Raw genomic sequence first — 1,900 nt, forward strand, 5'->3', positions numbered from 1 at the left:
AATGCGAGTGGAACAAGATGAGCAATCGCAGAAAAATTTGCGTGAACGGACGCGAAGGAAGACCGTTTTGCCGAACAAAGGAATGTCCTGAACCGTTCGATACCGCTGACTGTGAACGCGTTCTGACCAAGTACCGCATGTTGGACAGTGATTGCCCCGTTGGACGGAAGCGAGTCGCAAGACGATCATCGTCTCACTGAAAAACGCTCCCATAACGACGAAATCTGGATAGAACGGCGAAGAACATTCGACCATATGTCTCACCTCCTTTCAAGCGTAGCATTGAAGCGACAAACATGTTGTCGAATGAGAGCGTATAAAGTTTGAGTAGGGGTTGCCCCGGGGAGGAATTCAGAGGGCAACAAAGAAAGAGACCTCACTGGGCTGGAACCAAATCACACCGCGTTGCAGCGCGGTCAAAGGAGTGAGGTCTCTTATGCTGGACATTCGACGCGTCCTCGATGCTTTCCTGCACATAGTGTTTGCTTTACAAGAATTGGCTTCTCACCCTTGCGACTTCTCTACCCTCGAAGAAGGCGTGGGAGGAGCGCTCTCAACTGCCACCAAAGAACTCGTCCAACACATGCTCGAGGTGTGGGATGCGCATTTGGCGGAGCAGCGTGACAAGCGTCAGTGGGAGCTGATTCATCGCAAGTTTCGAACCGTCGCGACGACGGTAGGCGAAATCACGTATGAGCGACGGTACTACCGGAATAAAGAGACGGGCGAGCGCTGTTTCCTGCTAGATGACGTTTTGGGGCTGGAGCCGCGCCGGAGGTTGTCCCCCAGGCTGAGGGAGCAAGCCGTCGCGTTAGCACTGGATGTGTCGTATCACCGGGCCGCGAAGATTCTCCAGACGTGGGTGCCTGACATCAGTGCCATGGCCATCTGGCAAGAAGTGCAGCGGCTTGGAGGAGCGAAGCGGGCGCGGGCGGCGTTGGAACGGGATGAGGTGTTTGGGCGAGGAGCGTCGACGCCCGGAACACGTGAGGTGGAGACGCTGCACGTGGAAGCAGACGGCGTATATGTGCGTAGTCGCAGGCAGGAAGAGGGCCAGTCGCACCTGGAAGTGAAGCTGGCGGTGGCGTACGAAGGGAAGGACGAACGAAAGCCCGACCGGCGTGCGTTGGTGACACGATACGTGGTGGCGGGGACGGAGGAAGGCGAAAGATTCTGGGAGGGAGCCGTGACGGCGTTTGGACGCGTCTGGGACTGGGGCCGTGTGGAGAGGTGCTGGCTGGGGACAGATGGCGCGGCATGGGCGAAGCAAGGGGCCAGTATGTTGCCAGGCGCTCGACACCGGTTAGACCCGTTCCACCTCCGACAGGCGCTCGTGAGGGCTTTGGGTCGGGAGACGGAGGCGTACCAGAAGGTTTGGGATGCACTCAACGCGGAGGATTGGTCGCGCGTTGAGGCTGTGCTGACGAAGGCCGAGCGTCGGAGCCAAGGTGCGAAGAAGCAGCGAATTGCGCGGCTGAAGGGATATCTGAAGGAACACTGGGACGGCATCGTGGACAGCGGGGATGTGGTGAGTTTAGGCATGATTGAAGGCCAGGTGTTTCACCATGTGGCGCGCCGGATGAAGCGCCATGGGGCGCGCTGGAGCAAGCAAGGAGCAGACGCGCTGGTGCGCCTGATGACGGCTCGTGCGAATGGGGAAACCCTGCAGGTGATTGCACAGCCCGAGCGTGTGAAGCCCACAAAGAAGCCAGTCGTGCCGACGCGAGTCTCCGTGAATGAAGCAGAGATCGCGCGCAAGGTGGAGGATGCGGCGAGATGGCTTTCGACCCATATGCCAGCACTGGTGGGGGGGGGGGGGGGGGGGGCGGGGGGGGGGGGCGGGTGGGGGGGGGGGGGGGGGGGGGGGCGCGCCGCGGGGGGGGGCCGGGGGGCGGGGGGG

At 60.7% G+C, this 1,900-nt stretch carries 2 protein-coding genes; one reads left to right on the forward strand and one right to left on the reverse strand.

Annotation, left to right across the window (positions count from 1 at the left end; translation table 11 throughout):
- Window positions 1–255: transposase family protein (locus J3481_RS15135; protein ID WP_206832785.1), on the reverse strand; the 255-nt coding region annotated here is incomplete at its 3' end.
- A 181-nt stretch (window positions 256–436) separates the two neighbouring features.
- Between J3481_RS15135 and J3481_RS14270 the strand changes: the two genes are divergently transcribed.
- Window positions 437–1,900: ISLre2 family transposase (locus J3481_RS14270; protein WP_206882516.1), on the forward strand; the 1,464-nt coding region annotated here is incomplete at its 3' end.

This window comes from Alicyclobacillus fructus, assembly GCF_017329605.1.
Taxonomy (GTDB): Bacteria; Bacillota; Bacilli; order Alicyclobacillales; family Alicyclobacillaceae; genus Alicyclobacillus; species Alicyclobacillus fructus.